At 40.8% G+C, this 16,226-nt stretch carries 13 protein-coding genes and 3 pseudogenes; 9 read left to right on the top strand and 7 right to left on the bottom strand.

Translation table 11 applies throughout. The annotated features are described in order from the left end of the window. Positions 1–96 precede the first annotated feature (96 nt). A complete protein-coding gene (locus tag P4S61_RS04175) occupies positions 97–2,259 on the top strand; it encodes a TonB-dependent siderophore receptor (protein WP_337117822.1) in 2,163 nt (720 codons plus the stop codon). A gap of 61 nt (positions 2,260–2,320) precedes the next feature. Here the strand turns inward: P4S61_RS04175 and P4S61_RS04170 are convergent, their stop codons facing one another. The 4 genes and pseudogenes from P4S61_RS04170 to P4S61_RS04155 all read right to left on the bottom strand — a co-directional run bounded on the left by P4S61_RS04170 (position 2,321) and on the right by P4S61_RS04155 (position 5,167). Continuing rightward, positions 2,321–3,157 (bottom strand): mechanosensitive ion channel family protein, encoded by an 837-nt coding sequence (locus P4S61_RS04170; RefSeq protein ID WP_182819701.1) that lies wholly within the window; start codon positions 3,155–3,157, stop codon positions 2,321–2,323. Between the two features lie 35 nt (positions 3,158–3,192). Beyond that, positions 3,193–3,900 (bottom strand): LrgB family protein, encoded by a 708-nt coding sequence (locus P4S61_RS04165; RefSeq protein ID WP_337117821.1) that lies wholly within the window; start codon positions 3,898–3,900, stop codon positions 3,193–3,195. Then, positions 3,893–4,185, bottom strand: a pseudogene (locus tag P4S61_RS04160) (CidA/LrgA family protein). The gene P4S61_RS04165 and the pseudogene P4S61_RS04160 overlap by 8 nt, the downstream one beginning before the upstream one ends. Before the next feature lie 189 nt (positions 4,186–4,374). Next, positions 4,375–5,167, bottom strand: a pseudogene (locus P4S61_RS04155) (crotonase/enoyl-CoA hydratase family protein). 297 nt (positions 5,168–5,464) lie between these two features. On the opposite strand from P4S61_RS04155, the gene P4S61_RS04150 reads away from it, so the two are divergent. The 5 genes from P4S61_RS04150 to P4S61_RS04130 all read left to right on the top strand — a co-directional run bounded on the left by P4S61_RS04150 (position 5,465) and on the right by P4S61_RS04130 (position 11,532). Next, on the top strand, positions 5,465–6,631 hold the full coding sequence (locus tag P4S61_RS04150) for an efflux RND transporter periplasmic adaptor subunit (RefSeq protein WP_182731872.1): 1,167 nt from the start codon (positions 5,465–5,467) through the stop codon (positions 6,629–6,631). 11 nt (positions 6,632–6,642) lie between these two features. Next, positions 6,643–9,753: an efflux RND transporter permease subunit gene (locus P4S61_RS04145; RefSeq protein WP_337117820.1), complete on the top strand. Its 3,111-nt coding sequence runs from the start codon at positions 6,643–6,645 to the stop codon at positions 9,751–9,753. Between the two features lie 112 nt (positions 9,754–9,865). Beyond that, complete coding sequence (locus P4S61_RS04140; protein ID WP_145237630.1) at positions 9,866–10,186, top strand: HI1450 family dsDNA-mimic protein; 321 nt, start codon at positions 9,866–9,868, stop codon at positions 10,184–10,186. Positions 10,187–10,247: 61 nt separating this feature from the next. Next, positions 10,248–11,063 (top strand): DUF481 domain-containing protein, encoded by an 816-nt coding sequence (locus P4S61_RS04135; protein WP_337117818.1) that lies wholly within the window; start codon positions 10,248–10,250, stop codon positions 11,061–11,063. Between the two features lie 16 nt (positions 11,064–11,079). Beyond that, entirely contained in the window at positions 11,080–11,532 is a 453-nt protein-coding gene (locus P4S61_RS04130; RefSeq protein WP_145237622.1) for a hypothetical protein, read from the top strand. 61 nt (positions 11,533–11,593) lie between these two features. On the opposite strand, the gene P4S61_RS04125 is transcribed toward P4S61_RS04130, so the two are convergent. After that, on the bottom strand, positions 11,594–12,079 hold the full coding sequence (locus P4S61_RS04125; RefSeq protein WP_145237619.1) for an FKBP-type peptidyl-prolyl cis-trans isomerase: 486 nt from the start codon (positions 12,077–12,079) through the stop codon (positions 11,594–11,596). 12 nt (positions 12,080–12,091) lie between these two features. Continuing rightward, entirely contained in the window at positions 12,092–13,003 is a 912-nt protein-coding gene (gene ygfZ, locus P4S61_RS04120) for a tRNA-modifying protein YgfZ (RefSeq protein WP_182819699.1), read from the bottom strand. A gap of 130 nt (positions 13,004–13,133) precedes the next feature. On the opposite strand from ygfZ, the gene P4S61_RS04115 reads away from it, so the two are divergent. Beyond that, on the top strand, positions 13,134–13,385 hold the full coding sequence (locus P4S61_RS04115) for an FAD assembly factor SdhE (protein ID WP_054205400.1): 252 nt from the start codon (positions 13,134–13,136) through the stop codon (positions 13,383–13,385). Between the two features lie 40 nt (positions 13,386–13,425). Next, the gene (locus P4S61_RS04110) at positions 13,426–13,797 is read left to right on the top strand and encodes a hypothetical protein (protein WP_246175499.1); all 372 of its coding nucleotides are present in this window, start codon (positions 13,426–13,428) and stop codon (positions 13,795–13,797) included. Here the strand turns inward: P4S61_RS04110 and nadB are convergent. Beyond that, on the bottom strand, positions 13,757–15,382 hold the full coding sequence (gene nadB, locus P4S61_RS04105; protein WP_145237612.1) for an L-aspartate oxidase: 1,626 nt from the start codon (positions 15,380–15,382) through the stop codon (positions 13,757–13,759). The two genes, P4S61_RS04110 and nadB, sit on opposite strands and share 41 nt — an antisense overlap. A 263-nt stretch (positions 15,383–15,645) precedes the next feature. Between nadB and rpoE the strand changes: the two are divergent. Continuing rightward, a pseudogene (gene rpoE, locus P4S61_RS04100) lies at positions 15,646–16,226 on the top strand (RNA polymerase sigma factor RpoE).

The raw sequence follows: 16,226 nt of genomic DNA, 5'->3' as shown, positions 1-16,226 counted from the left end.
AACCTATTGTTAATGATATTTGTTATCATTCATATTGCATTTCAATAATTGTACTATTAAACTACCTTCAATTTCAATTTGTCCTAAGGAATATTAATGCAGTTAAGTGGAATAAATACACCGTTAAGTATTTTATCTTTGACTCTTCTTTCACTGTTAAATCCTTCTAATGCTGTTGCCGAACAGCATGCTGTGAGTGAAGATCACGATTTAGAAGTTATTACGGTAAAAAGCCAACGAGGTTTGATTTCATACATGAGTGCGTCTGGTGCAAAATCAGACGTGCCAATTATTGAAACTCCGTTGTCTGTTTCAGTTTTAACGCAAGAGCGAATTGAAGATTTAGGCGCACTAACTATTCAAGATGCAATTGGTTATGTGTCTGGTTTATATAACGGTCCATACGGTGTTGATACCCGTGGCGATTGGTCGGTTATTCGTGGTGTGTCGCCCGTACAATACTTAGATGGCTTAAAATCGTTGTATGGTAGTTATAATAATGTTCGCACTAACCCTTATGGATTGTCGCAAATTGAAATACTCAAAGGGCCGAGCTCAGTACTTTATGGACAGGGGTCAATTGGCGGGATTGTTAACTTAGTCAGTAAAAAACCAGAAGCTGAAACATCAGGACAGCTTTGGGGGCAAGTTGGTAATTACTCGCGCAAACAAGTTGCGGGAGATATTACCGGTGCATTAAATGATGATGCTTCATTACAAGGGCGAGTAATTGGTTTATGGCGAGAGAGTGATACCCAAACCGATTATGTGCCAGATAACAGTATTGTGTTTTCTCCATCATTAACCTGGTATGCCACTGATGATACAAAAATAACGCTATTAACTAATTGGCAAAAGAATGAATCAGGCACGAGTACCTCGTTCTTACCTCACTCAGGCACCATTTTAGAAAACGAAAACGGCAAAATTCCATCAAGCCGTTTTGTTTCTGAGCCAGGTTTTGATCGTTATGATACTGAGCAAGCGTCAATCACTGCGATTTTAGAGCAAAATATTAATGCTGATTGGCAGTTTAAACTTGCTGCGCGTTACACCGATAGTCATGCTGATTATCATACGATTTATGGTTGGCCACCTAAATTTTTAGAAGATGGGCGCAGCGTCAAGCGAGTGTCTTATCTTAGCTCCGCTGATTCGCGGGCTATTGCCAGTGATGCCCAGTTTCATGGCAATATAATAACCGGTAATATTGAGCACACAATAGTGATGGGGCTTGATTATCAAAATGCTTATACCGATAACGACTCTGTTTCTGGACTAGCTGGCACGCTAGACTTATTTAACCCGAAATATGGCCAAGTCGCTAATTTACCAACGGTAGATGATATCGTTGATTATGACTCGTCAAAGGTTTATCAAACTGGCTTATATATTCAAGACAGTATGAAAATTGCTGATAAGTGGATAGTCTCAACAGCATTACGTCGCGATAAAGCAACAGCAAACCCTGAAAACGGCAAAAGTGAGTCACAGTATGCGACCACCGGTCGTTTAGGCTTGATGTATTTATTTGACTCAGGGGTTTCACCGTATGCAAGTTATAGTGAATCATTTGAACCATTAATAGGTCAAGATGCTTACGGTAAAGCATTCGAACCAAAAACGGGTGAGCAAGTTGAAGCGGGTTTAAAATATCAACCAGCAGGTACAGAGCATTTATTAACAGCTGCGGTGTATCATATCGTTGAGCAAAATCGCACCACCAGCTTACCAGCTGAACAGGTGGGTAATACAAATCTTATTGACCCTAATGGACAAGTTCAGCAAGGTGAGGTAACTGTTAAAGGTATTGAATTAGAAGCACAGCTAGCTTGGGATACAGTCGATGTTTACGCATCTTATGCATACACTGACGGTTATGTTAGTCAAAGTAATACTCTTGGTGAAGATGGTGCAAAGTTAAGTGCCTTGCCAGATCAGCAAGCATCTATTTGGAGTACTTGGCGACCAGAGTCATTGAACGGCTTTAAAATGGGTTTTGGAGCACGATACGTTGGTGAAACATCAGATGGAAGTGCCTATGTTGAAATGAATAATATAGTTTTAAATGATCCTATTAAAACGGATAACTATACTTTATTTGACGCTATGATTGGTTATGATTTTGATGACTATAGTTTTAGTTTACAAGCGCAAAATTTAACGGATAAAACAGTGATTACATCATGTTTAGCGCGTGGAGATTGCTTCTATGGTCAACGCAGAACTGTAACTGCGAATGTGCGCTATAAGTTTTAAAGCTGTACTATACTAGCCGTAAAAAGGGAGCCGTCAGCGGCTCCCTTTTTATATACTGCATTTAACTATCAAGATCGTGCTTATTAATAGTAATCACCCGTTGTGGGAATGGAATTTCAATATCCGCACCTTGAATCGCACTATATACACCACCGTTTACGGCCAGCTTGGTTTCAATTATTTTCGTCGTCGGCACCCAGTAGCGGTAACTAATAGTTACTCCACTTTCAGCAAACCGTTCAATGCCAACTTGTGATAGCGGTTCATTTGCGACTAACTCATGGTCTTTCAATACGTTTTCTATAAGCTCTATAGCATGCTCAGCACTGGCATTATAGGCAATATCAATTTCACCTTTGACCAATGAATAATTAAATGAGTTATGCAGTATTTCGCCAACGATGTGTTTGTTAGGAATAGTAATTTCGACTTTTTCTTCATTGATCAAAATGGTGTAACCTAGCTCAATGGTTTTTACTTGGCCGCTGACATTTTTAACTTCAATCGTGTCACCAACGATAAAGGGGCGGGTGGCAATAATAGCCAAGCCTGCGCCATAATTTGATAACATCCCTTGCAATGCTAAACCAGCACCAAGAGAAGCTGCACCAATTGCAGCGACAAAAGGTGTGACACTTATGCCAATTTTACCTAGCGCAATAATAATGAACATAACGATAAACAATACTTTCACTACATTACTGACAAAATTAGTGAGAGTAATATCAATATTATTACGCGCCATTAAAGCGGCAATCATCTTAGATATTTTTTGTGCCACCCACAAACCAAAAATCAAGATCAACAATGCGCCAACTAATTGCATGCTGTACTTAACGAGGTACTCACTGATCATGGTGTAGTATTTTTCAACTTGTTGGATTTCTGTACTGATCATCTATTATCCATAAATAAAGTGGTTAAACTATTTCATCATAGCAGAGCTTGACTCAAAAAAGGATAAAGTAATGGTACGATTAAAGCGGTAAGTAATGCGCTCAGTGCCATTGCCACTGAAGCAAATGCACCAATACGCGGATGCTCAACAAGTGCGGCGGCGGTGCCTATTGCATGAAATGCAGTACCAATCGCAACGCCTTGTGCCTGATGGTTATAAATGCCCACCTGACGAAGAATAAGTAGCGCGAACAAAGCACCTAATAAGCCGATAAAAATCACCATCGCAGCTGCCAACGAAGCAATGCCTCCGAGTGAATCAGTCACTAATAGAGTAATGGGAGTAGTGACCGATAAAGCGGCAACAGATGCTGCTAATTGTGCAGGCACATTAAATGCAGCACTGAGTAAGGTTGCAACCACAGTGGCATTGATTATGCCCAGACTACAGCAGCCAACAATCAGCAAGAGATTTCTTCGTATATGCACAAATTGTTGATATAGCGGTAATGCAAGCGCAACAATGGCAGGCTCCAGTAAATAGCTTAATAACCGGCTATGGCTGGCAAATTGCGAGTAGGGCAGTGAAAAACTCACTAGTAATATGGCTATAAGCGTAATAGTGATAAAAACGGGATTAGTCAGCGCTTTTAATAAAGGATTGTTAATGGTTGTATTGAGCTTCCTTAATCCTAAAAACAGCGTGATAATTACAGGAATATTTAACCACCATAGATCAATCATGTTCAATCCTGCCTTTAAATACACTGATCACCGTTGCGATAAGCAGTAAGCTGGTCAATGGCACCAAAATGAAAACTGCACTGAGAAATTGCCATTGCAGGGCGATGATCTCAAGGTGTTCGATAAAACCAACTCCAGCAGGGATGAAAAAAAGCGGCATGACATTTAATAATGGCTTAGCACAGGGAGTTAAGTGATGCTCTTTAACTACGTTTGTTAAAAGTAACGTAAGTAGCATTAGCATCGCTAAGAGGGGGCTGGAAAGCTGCCTTGCAGCCAGTGCATGATTATTTTTGCTATCGCCAAACAACCCAAAATCAAACAGCTGCTGAGTAAATAAGGGAAGATTTTTTAAGCACTTGGGGTCGGGGATCCATTGATTATTTACTCACTACAGGTCGTATTATACTTCATCATATTTGCTTGTTGAAAACTATGCGACTTATTGCTTAGCGTTGATATTAAGTGAATTTGTTACCAACGTTTACTATTTTGATACTCAATGTTATCGGCGCCTTTGGCTTTTGCAATGGCCTTTTTTGTATTGCTGTTAATAAGCAGACGAATTTGGCTAATGGTTTCTTTTGCTAAAATTTGTCTTCTTGGAGTGTTAAAACTTTGTTGAGTAACGCGTTTTATTGCCGCTAAAGTATCCGGTGAGCGAGCTAATAAGGTATTGATCATTGCTAAACAGCGTTGTTTTGGATCCGCATTTACTTCGGTTATTAACCCTAATTGCAGCGCTTTATCAGCACTAATAGGATCTGCATGACTGGCAAGCCACATGGCATCGTCACGTTTTAGTAAGCTAGGTAGTACAACATTTGCACCCATATCAGGGCATAGTCCCCAGCGCGCTTCCATAATGGCTAATTTAGCATCTGGGTGCACAATCCGATAATCAGCCCCAAGAGCTATTTGCAGGCCACCACCAAAGCAATTACCTTGGACGACTGCGAATACCGGCACACTTAGTGATTGCCAACCCAGCACAACTTGCTGCGCTAAATTACAGTTACCCAAGCAACCATTTAAATAGCAACTTGGCAATATTTATGGGACTTTTCATAACGGCAGCAACATCCAGTCCAGCACAAAAATGCTCACCATCACCTTGAATAACGACAGCGCGGATAGTCGGGTCTTTTTTAATTTTTTTAATAATACTTGTCAGCTGTTTGAACATGACAAAATTCAACGCATTTTGTTTATCTTTTCGGGATAATGTAACGAAGGCGATTGCCTGTTGTGTTTCAAAGTTAATCATGTCAACTCCTCTGACCTGTTTCAGTTTAGCTTACGAGTTAATTGAATTGATGTAAAGCGTGGCTTTTTTGAAAAACAAGCTGTTTTAGAGTCAGTTATTATTAACTTGAGATACAAATGATTACAAATTGGTCTATATTTTTAATCGAGTGGCTTGTTATATAATCAGCCAATAATAGCCTCTGAACGTAACTTGACGTTTAAGGATAATTTAAATACATACATAAAGGTAGTTGCGCAGCTACCAAGGAGATAAACCATGCTAAAAAGGTTCACGCCTAGCATTTTAGGAACTTACATGTCATTAGCGATCAAAGGGGTAGTTGGTACAACATTAATCGCTTTTTTAGCTGGTTGTTCAGATGATAACGCTACCAAACAAGTCGCTCCACCTCCCGCGGTTTCAGTATTTAATGTTGTTACCCAAGAGGTGGGGAATTATCGAGAGTTTGTTGCTCGCACGGAAGCTCATCAGGAAGTAAAAATTCGCGCTCGTGTTGAGGGGGAATTAATTGAACGTCATTTTGATGAAGGCTCATTTGTTGAAAAAGGACAGTTATTACTAAGAATTGACCCAAGTGAATACCAATCCTCTGTTGCTGAAATTGAAGCAGACTTAAAAAGTAAACTTGCTGGTGAAGATGGTGCGTCTCGTGATTTAAAACGCGGTAAAGAAGTTGCTGCACAAGGGTTTATTTCACAATCTGATTTAGATAAATTAACCACTAAATATGAGCAAGCCGCTGCTGCTGTTATTTCTGCAAAGGCCAGCCTTGAAAAAGCAAAATTAAATCTAAGTTACACCGAGATAAAAGCGCCGTTTGCAGGGCGTATCGGTAAGGTTAATTATGACGTAGGCAACATTGTTAGCCCTTCCTCAAATGAATTGGCGGAATTGACTGATGTGGATCCAATTTATGTTAATTTCCAGGTCGAAGAAGGCGATTACATTAGTTATCGTCAAAAACATCAAGATAGTGCTAATAACCCTCAAAATGTACCAATAGATTTATCCCTGCGTTTGCCAAATAACTCGGACTTGGGATCAAAAGGGCAGTTAGATTTTGCCGATACGAAAATTGATCGCAGTACTGGCACTGTTGAATTAAGAGCTACATTCGCTAATCCACAGAACATTATAATGCCAGGCTTGTTTGTCACCTTAATTGTTGAAAGTAAAGATAAGCAATTACAAGCACTTATTCCTCAAGCTGCAGTACAAGAAAATCAACAAGGTAAATTTGTATTAGTAGTGGGTGAAGATAATAAAGTTGCAACGCGTATTGTGCAATTAGGACGGCGTATCAATGCGATGTGGGTCGTTAAATCGGGTCTTGAAGAAGGTGAGCAAGTGATTGTTGAAGGTTTACAAAAAGTACGTCAAGGGGTCGAAGTTAAACCAGTCGAAAAAAAGGTCGATCACACCACAGGTACAATTTCTAGCCAACCAGACGCTGCAAACTAAAGGAAACGCACATGATAAGTAAAACGTTTATCGCGCGGCCTAAATTTGCCCTAGTCATTTCGATAGTGATTACGCTAGCGGGTTTGATTTCCATGGGTTTGCTGCCAGTTAATATGTATCCCGAGATTACTCCACCGCAAATACAGATCACCGCAGTTTACCCAGGTGCCAGTGCGCAAATAGTGGAAGAGTCAGTGGTCAGGCCCATTGAAGAGCAAGTCAATGGTGTCAAAGATATGATGTATATCGAGTCCAGCTCCAGTAATAATGGCACGGCTACGATTACGGTATACTTTAAGGTGGGCACGGATACTGATATTGCTCAAGTAAATGTGCAAAACCGTGTTGCCTTAGCTGAACTAGGGTTACCCAGCGAAGTAACCCGCCAAGGTGTATCGGTTAAGAAAAAATCCAGTTCAATGTTATTGGGTATTAACTTGTATTCTAGCCAAGCAAACATTGATGCCATTTTTTTAAGTAACTATGCAACAAACTACTTAACTGAACCGCTGGGCCGAATTAAAGGCGTGGCATCGGCTGAAGTTATGGGTGAGAAAACCTACTCAATGCGATTGTGGTTACGCCCAGATAAAATGGCGGCGTTAGGGCTGACAGTAGGCGAAGTTAGGGCGGCATTACAAGAGCAGAACACTATAGTTGCAGCTGGTAAGTTAGGTGCGGCACCGAGCTCACCAAGTCAGCAGTTTGAATATTCAATTCAGGCTAAAGGGCGTTTAAAAACTCCAGATGAATTTGGCCAAACAATTATTCGTGCTAATCAAGATGGTAACTTTGTACGTTTAACTGATATTGCCCGCATCGAACTTGGCTCAGCAGATTACAGCACTACAGCTAAGTTAAACCAGCAAGATACTGCTTTTATAGTTATTTACCAATTAACAGATGCCAATGCAACGCAAGTGGCAAGTGATGTTAAAGCCACCATGGCAGAGCTTGCTAAGCAATTACCAGATGGTGTTGAATACTCAATACCATACGATACGACAGAGTTTATTAATCGCTCAATCGAAGAAGTGATTGTTACATTATTTCAAGCTGTTGGCCTGGTTGTTTTAGTGGTGTTTTTGTTTTTACAAAATTGGCGCGCGACACTTATTCCAACTATTGCCATTCCAGTATCGTTGGTGGGCACGTTTGCTTTTATGATGGCTATGGGTTACTCAATTAACTTAATCACCTTATTTGGTTTAGTGCTAGCGATCGGTATTGTGGTAGATGATGCAATTATTGTAATTGAGAATGTTGAGCGGATCCTCAAAGAAGAAAAGCTGCCGATTAAAGAGGCTGTCACTAAAGCGATGGAGCAAGTAACCGGGCCTATAATTGCGACCACCCTAGTTTTATTAGCTGTATTTGTGCCAGTAGGCTTCATGCCAGGTATTACTGGGGAGCTTTATAAGCAGTTTTCTGTAACGATTTCGTTTGCGGTATTAATTTCGTCCGTTAACGCATTAACCCTAAGCCCAGCTTTATGTGCCTTATTGTTAACTGAAAAGTCAATGAAACCGATAAAATGGCTGGCGCCAGTTGAAAAAGGCATTGTTAAATCAACCTCCATCTATTCTAAAATTATCCACTTTATTCTAAAACGCTCAGCGAGAATGGCTATTTTTGCCTTAGTTATTTTTGTAGCGGCAGGTTGGCTTGCTAAAAGCGTTCCAACAGGCTTTGTCCCAGCCGAAGACCAAGGCTTTGTATTTGTAGATGTGCAATTACCAGATGCGGCGGCTTCGGGACGCACTGTTGATGTGATGCATAAAATAGGTGATATTATTAAACAAGAACCAGCTGCAACCGATTTTATTGCTGTATCCGGTTTTTCTTTGATTGGCGGGGCGGGTTCAAATAATGCTTTAGGTATTGTTATTTTAAAAGACTGGGAAGAACGCACTAGTACTGAACTTGGCTTAAAGTCAGTGATTGGTCGTTTGATGGGAAAAATGTGGGCTATGCCTGATGCGCAGATAATGGTATTTAACCCGCCGCCAATTCCTGGTTTGGGTAATAGCGCTGGTTTTGAGTTTCGTCTGCAAGACAGTGAAGGCCGAGATCCTATTGAGTTGGCACAAGTACTTAATGGGCTGGTATATGAAGCGAACCAACATCCAAGCTTGAGTAATGTGTACAGTACTTTTAGAGCAAATGTACCGCAGTACTTTTTAGAGATAGATCGCAATAAAGCTAAAGCTCAAGGGGTTGCATTAAGTGACATATTCTTAACGCTGCAAGCCCAGCTCGGTTCATTATATATTAACGATTTCAATCAGTTTAGCCGTACTTACAAAGTAATCATGCAAGCTGAGAGTGAGTTCCGTAAAAATCCCTCAGACTTGCAGCATTATTTTGTGCGTAACAATGAAGGCGACATGGTGCCATTAACGACACTTGCTAAACTTGAACCAATTCTTGGGCCAACAACCCTCAAGCACTTCAATTTATATCGTAGTGCGAGTATTAGTGGTCAAGCAGCTGCGGGGTTCTCAAGTGGTGATGCAATAGCTGCCATGGAAGAGCTAGCTAAGCAGTTACCTAATGGCTATGTATTTGAATGGGCAGGGCAATCTAAACAAGAAATTGAAGCTGGCAATATGGCACCGTTGCTATTTGCTTTGGCCGTTCTATTTGTTTACTTGTTCTTGGTTGCACAATATGAAAGTTGGACGATCCCTTTTTCAGTTATAGCAGCGATTCCACTGGCAATGTTTGGTGCAATGTTAGCGTTATACGTTTTGGGTATAGAAAATAATATTTATGCGCAAGTGGGGTTAGTACTGCTTATCGGTATGTCGACCAAAACTGCAATTTTGATTGTAGAATTTGCGATGGAAGAACGCCTTGCAGGTAAGAGTATTTTTGATGCGGCTCTTAGTGCAGCTAAAATGAGGTTTCGTGCGGTATTAATGACGGCTCTTTCATTTGTATTAGGTGTATTACCGTTAGTATTTGCAACTGGCGCTGGAGCGGGAAGCCGTGTATCGCTGGGTGTCACTGTGCTAGCCGGCATGTTAGCAGCGACTATATTGGGTACTTTGTTGGTGCCGTTATTTTATAGTTTGGTGCAGTCAATGCGCGAAAAAATAAAGGGTACAGCGACTTCATAAGCGTAAAATAAGCTTTGTATAAAAAAAGTCAGGGAAACCTGGCTTTTTTTGTCAAAAATTTGCTGAGGTTTGATACTATATCTGGCATTAGCATCATGAAAGGTTTATGGCAATGACAGGACCCCGTTTATACAGTGAAGAAGAAGTAACGCATCAAGCTTACGATATCTTTTTAGAGTTAGCCCCAGATAACCTTAGTGAGCAAGATGTTGATGATTTTAACCAGCATCGAGAAGAGCTTGGCTTTATTGAAGAAGGCGAGCCTGATGATCAATGGCAAGATTTTGTTGCATTAGAAATAGAGCCAGAATTATTTATTCAGGTGTTAGTGGGACTTGAATTCGATAATCAAGATATTCTATTTGCTAAAATTTTGATTAGCCGTGATAAAGATGCGCCGTTTTGTCATATATTATGGAAAGATAGCGAATAATCTAGATGCAGTATCTTAGTGAAAACAGCCTTGTTTTAAATATCAACACAGTGAGCGAACAGTGATTAGGTTACTGCTGTTGTTGGGCTGCCTGCTTAGCTTTAAAGTCTGGGCAGTTGATCCTTTTGAAGACTTTCATGAGTATGGTCAACTCTCAGATGAAGAGATCCATAAAATCCATCAAGGCGAACTATTATACGGCGATACTGAATTTGGACTTATTGTTAGTCGCGGTAATACTAACTCGACCAGTTTTAAGTTCAAAGGTAACTTATATCAAGACCTTGATAAATGGCGTAATCAATTCAAAATAGATAGTTTATATAAACGTGATCGTAACGATGCTACTGGTAATGATGAAGTCTCGGCAAACCGTATATTTTTCTCTGCGCAGGGCAACTATAAAGTTGGGGAAAAAAACGCCTCATTCTTTATGTATGGTGATTATGAAGAAGATGAATTCAGTGGTCTTGAGTTTAAAAGTACGCTTGCGGCAGGTTATGGTAACCGTTTGTATCAAGGGGTAAAAAACCAAGTTGATTTTGATATAGGGCCTGGTTTATACCGCTCGGTGGCGCAAGATGATGCTGAGCTTGAAGATGAGCAAGACAAAACCAAAACCGGCTATTTATTACGTTTAGCACTGCAGTGGGAGCGAACTGTCTCGACTCGAACACGTTTCAATCAAGATTTAAGTATTGAGCAATCATTGTCAGGATTAAACTCACGATTAAAGTCAGAAACATCATTGATCAGCCAAGTGATGGGTGCTATATCATTAAAGTTTACTTATTTATATCGTTATAATTCTAAGCCGGAAGACGACAAGTTAAAGTTTGATTCAGAACTAAGTGCGACATTAGTTTATAGTTTTTAATATTTTAGAGAGTGTTATGTATCAGCATAAGCAATTTGCACTGTTCATTTTTGTTATTCTAAGCTGGATTGCCAGCTTTGTTGGTTTAGCTTGGTATTTAATTGGTGCCGATATGCCGTTAATGGTATTTGCAGCGATTTTAGTGCTGGTGGGTTTTTTGTTCCATGGTTTAACCATTAAAGTTGATGACAGCCAAATTAGCTGGGGTTTTGGTCCTGGTGTGTTTGGTGATAAGTTGCAGCTAGTGGATATTATTGAAGCTAAAGCAGTAGAAAATTCTTTTCGTCATGGTATTGGCTTACGTATTACCCATGATGGTTGGGTATACACAGTGTCAGGATTTAGCGCAGTACAGCTAACTTTAAAAGATGGTAGCCAATATCGCTTGGGAACTAACGACCAAGATGGTTTACTGGCAGCGTTGGCGGGTAAGATAAGCGAGCCAATAGCAGAGCCTACACTCGTTTGATTAAATTATAGATATAAAAAAAGCGCAGTAGCGCTTTTTTTATTGTCGGTTTAAGTCGATATTAGTGATCGTGACCACAGCCGCCATCACCATGAACATGGCCATGCTCTAGTTCGTCTGCTGTTGCATCACGCACTTCAAGTATTTCTACATCAAAGTTTAAAGTGATGCCAGCGAGTGGGTTATTACCATCAACAATTACATCTTCTTCTTGAATATCAATGATCATTACAGATTGATCGCCGTCATCTGTTGAGGCACGAAATTGCATACCAACTTCAATTTCCATACCTTCAAACATCGACTTTGGTACTGCTTGCATCAGATCATCATGGCGTTCGCCATAACCTTGCTCTGGTGGCACAGTAACACTGAGTGTGTCGCCCGCTTTTTTACCTTGTAGGGCATCTTCGAGGCCTTGAATTAAGTAACCGGTACCAACGATAAAGATTAGTGGCTCACCATCAAATGAGTTATCGATAGAGTTTTTGTCATTATCCATGACTGAATAATGCATTTTTACCACTTTATTTGTTGCAACGATCATAGTCACTCCTATTTATTCGTCTTCGAGAGAGTAGGGTAGAGGAAGGATTGATAGCTCTACCGTTGGGGCATGTTTTGCACGCAGTAACTGACTAGGTTCACTGTCGTTTGGCAACACAACAAGGCCAAATAAGGTTTTACTTTGTTGATTGTAGGCTTGGCTTATTAATTTGCCAGCACGACGCCAGTTTTCACCCATTTGGGTTTCAAGCTCTGGCTCTGCTAATTCTCCATCGCTGTGCCCTGATACGATATACATAGCGCGTTTATTTTTACCAAGGTATTTCATGCGGGCAACGGTTTCTTGGCCTGTGTAACAGCCTTTACGAAAGCTTACTCCACCGATTGCTTGCAGGTTAACCATTTGTGGTACGTATTCACCGAGTGCCGCTTCATTGAGCTCAGGCTCACCCGCTAAAATACTATGTTGGTGCCACAGCGCGTCGTTTTCAAGGGCGATAACCTCATCAGGCAGTGAAAATTCATCATTAACCATCAGTAAAATGCGGTTTTTTGCTAATTTTAGTGCTTTACCATGACTAAAATCGCAAGCGCTATCTTGCTCATTAAAATGAATGTTCAACGCATTTAAGGTTGTAGCTAGATCATCACCGATTAAACCAATTAACTTGCTGGTAGCAGCTTGTATTTCAACTTTTGAAAACACCGCATACTTTTTTAATTCCGTTAAAGATTGAGTGGTTTCAACCGCTGATGCTGCTAAATAGTAACTATCCTGATAAGCAAATAACTTTGCTACACTCCATAATTTACCTTTGGCATTACAGTGCCCAGCCCATAAGAAGTTGGTTTGGTTGAGCTTATTAATATCTTGGGTAATTTGGCCATGAAGGTAGGCGAGTTTATCAACACCGCTAATGCGGATCAGCTGATGTGATAAAGGGCATGCGTGTACTGTTGACATAAAAACCTGCTTTACAATAAATGTAGGCGCGTATAATACCGTAGTTAGCGCTGCTGGTATAGATGCATAAATAGCTGTTTATTCAGGTGCAATTTGTTAAACTGCTAAGTAACTTAGTACGAGGTAAAAAATGACTGAAATTCACAATAAAGCGCGTATCCGCTGGGCTTGTCGCCGCGGCATGTTAGAACTAGATGTGTTATTTATGCCATTTGTAGATGAGGCATTTGATTCGTTATCTGTACAGCAGCAAGCTGTTCTTCAACGTTTGCTAGAAGCGGATGATCCCGATCTATTTGCGTGGTTTATGGGCCATCAAGAATGTAAAGATCCTGAGCTTAAACAGATGGTACAACTGATTTTAGACCGAGTTCGTGTATAGGTTTAGGGTTACTAATAATGTTCCAGACCACAGGCCTTTTGTGGTCTACTTTAGCTTGTTCGCAGTGTGTTATAGCTTATTTTTAACTAGCATATTAGCGCAATTTATTTGTGTCGCCAGTAGTACTGTTTTTGGCTATGTGAGTTGGCACTGGTATAAAAAATCCCATCCTCAGCAAGGCGTTTTTATATTAGATTCTACGCAATGTCGTTTTGAAAATAATACGCTAAAAATAAATGGCCATATCAGTAACAAAAGCCGTGTTTATCAAAGCAGTGTTTGGTTATATATTAATGGCTTTGCAAGCTCCCACTGGCTGATTATTAATGCCAGCGGGGTTGATGAACTGAGTTTTGTGCGCTTGAAACGTCTTACTTTGGCTGCTCGTCATGAGCAAGCGGAGTTAAAATAGTGGGCGTTGGATTATCATTTAACTGTGGGTAGTCAATCGTATAATGCAAGCCTCTGCTTTCTTTTCGCTCCATTGCACTGCGAATTATAAGCTCTGCTACTTGCACTAAATTACGCAGTTCAAGCAAGTTATTCGAAACGCGGAAGTTTGCATAATAATCACGAATTTCTTGCTGTAGTAATTCAACTCGGTGTAACGCACGTTCTAGGCGTTTAGTTGAACGCACAATGCCAACATAGTCCCACATAAATAGTCTTAGTTCATGCCAATTATGGGTGATCACCACTTCTTCATCTGAGTTAGTTACGCGGCTTTCATCCCACATCGGCAGCACTTTTAATGCTGGACTATGTTGTATTTTTGCTAAAATATCTTTTGCTGCGGCGTGCGCGAACACAATGCACTCTAGTAATGAATTACTGGCCATGCGATTAGCGCCATGTAGCCCCGTATAAGCGACTTCGCCTACCGCATATAAGTTATCTAGATCGGTCTTGCCGTTAAAGTCAGTCATTACTCCACCACAGGTATAATGTGCCGCAGGAACCACTGGAATTGGATCTTTAGTGATATCGAGCCCGACACTTAAGCATTTTGCATAAATGGTCGGGAAATGCTCAATAATAAAGTCTTTATCTTTATGACTGATATCTAAATACACACAGTTAGCACCTAGGCGCTTCATCTCAAAATCGATAGCGCGGGCAACAATATCGCGTGGTGCGAGCTCTTCACGCTCGTCAAAGTCTTTCATGAATCGTGTGCCGTCAGGGCGCTTTAAATAAGCACCTTCACCGCGCATCGCTTCGGTGATCAGAAAGTTTTGTAGCTCTGGGTGATATAAACTGGTCGGGTGGAATTGGTTAAATTCCATATTAGCTACTCTACAACCTGCCCGCCAAGCCATGGCGATACCATCACCACTGGATACATCAGGGTTGGATGTGTAAAGGTATACTTTACTGGCACCACCGGTTGCTAAGGCTACAAACTTAGCTGAAATTGTTTCGACTTTCTTTGCCGCTCGGTTCCACATATATACGCCATGGATATGTTTACCGTTTTGGCCTAATTTTTTATCACCAATTAAATCTATTGCGTTGTATTGTTCTAATAAGGTGATTTCTGGGTGCGCTTGTACTTGGCTTATTAGCGTTGTTTGCACTGCTCGGCCGGTAGCATCTGCAGCGTGCAAAATTCGACGATGGCTATGGCCGCCTTCACGGGTTAAATGAAAGCGCTCTTTGCCTTTGCTATCAAACTCCATATCAAAAGGCACGCCTTGCTCGATTAGCCATTGCAAGCAATCATGGGCATTACTAGCGGTGTATTGCACGGCGGCTTTGTCACATAAACCACCACCGGCATCTAAGGTGTCTTGTACGTGAGATTCAATGCTGTCATTCTTTTTATCAAACACGGCAGCAATGCCGCCTTGTGCATAAAGTGTGGAACCTTCCGTCAATTCACCTTTACTGATCACGGTAACTTTACAGTGATTAGCTAAAGATAATGCTAATGAGAGGCCAGCTGCGCCGCTGCCAATAATAGCGACATCCGTGATATGGTGTTTATTTTGGTTCATGTCCGTGGTCTTTGCGGTTACAATGCCCAGATACTAATGTATAAACAGTAATGAGCAAATAATAATATTATGATAGGCGTATATGTATCATATTTGGCGCGACACTATTAGTGATTTTCAACTTTCGCCAACATATTTATATGCTATTTTATAAAAAAATAATATTAAACAGAACTTTTCATTCATGCAGCAGTCAGAGTATTTGTAAACAATGGCAGGATATGAATGACAAGCAATAATCAGACAGAGGAGTACCGGCTCGAATGAGCGAGCAGGATTTGGATTTAGCGCTAGTAAAAGGGTCCAGCAGGGCGATAAAAATGCCTTCAATCTTTTAGTAAAGAAGTATCAGAACAAAATAGCCGGTTTGATTTCACGTTATGTATCAAATCAAGGCGATATTGCTGATGTTGCTCAAGAAGCTTTTATTAAAGCATACCGCGCACTTCCAAACTTTAGAGGGGACAGTGCCTTTTATACTTGGTTATACCGTATCGCCGTTAATTGTGCTAAAAATTACTTAGTGGCTCAGGGCCGCAAACCGCCAGCAAATGATATAGATGCTGACGATGCAGAGTTTTATGAAGGGTCTGATGCAATGCGTTCAAATGCATCCCCTGAAAACTTGCTACTAAGCGAAGAAGTTCGCGCAGTGATTTTTAACACCATTGATAGTTTGCCTGAAGATCTTAAAACCGCGATCACTCTACGAGAAATCGAAGGGATGAGCTATGAAGAAATAGCCGTGGTGATGGATTGCCCAGTCGGGACGGTGCGTTCGCGTATTTTCCGTGCCCGTGAAGCAATAGATAACAAATTAAACCCATTAATAGGCGAGTCTTAA

This window comes from Pseudoalteromonas sp. B160 (genome assembly GCF_037162485.1).
Classification (GTDB): domain Bacteria; phylum Pseudomonadota; class Gammaproteobacteria; order Enterobacterales; family Alteromonadaceae; genus Pseudoalteromonas; species Pseudoalteromonas rhizosphaerae.
This window is presented reverse-complemented; position numbering and strand designations above follow the sequence as displayed.